General features: G+C 70.9%; 1 protein-coding gene. It reads right to left on the reverse strand.

Annotated features, from left to right (window positions below; all coding sequences use genetic code 11):
- The coding region (locus tag D7X55_RS41115; RefSeq protein WP_121725760.1) for an energy transducer TonB at window positions 1-443 on the reverse strand (443 nt) is incomplete at both ends.

The raw sequence follows: 443 nt of genomic DNA on the forward strand, positions 1-443 counted from the left end.
CCCGCGCATCGACCAACGCCTTCAGCATGCTGCGGCCGGACAGCCCCTGCCGCATGGCCTCCACCGGATAGCGCGGCGACACGCCGCGTGGAGGCAGCCAGGGAATACCTTCACCCGCGAACAGATCCCGGTTGCTGCGTGCCGCGCAGGACGTCGGCAGGCGCAGCTGCAGGGATACCTGCACCTCATTCACGGTCACGTGCGCCGGCGCGGCGCAGGCATGCTGCACCAGCGCCTCCAGCATTCGTTGCTGCCGACGCAGCGCGTTGCCATTGGCCGCCGCCACTTCAATCACGCAGCGGCCGTCCTGCGGCTGCATCGACAGCGCGGTCACGCCCGCATCGCGCAGCCCGGGAAGGCGTGCCATGGGTTCGCAGGCCATCCCGGCAGAGGGCTTCGCGGCCAGTACCGGGGTGGCGGGCAGCGTGCCCGCCAGCAACATC

The organism is Corallococcus sp. AB049A (assembly GCF_003668885.1).
In the GTDB taxonomy this organism is placed as follows: Bacteria; Myxococcota; Myxococcia; order Myxococcales; family Myxococcaceae; genus Corallococcus; species Corallococcus interemptor.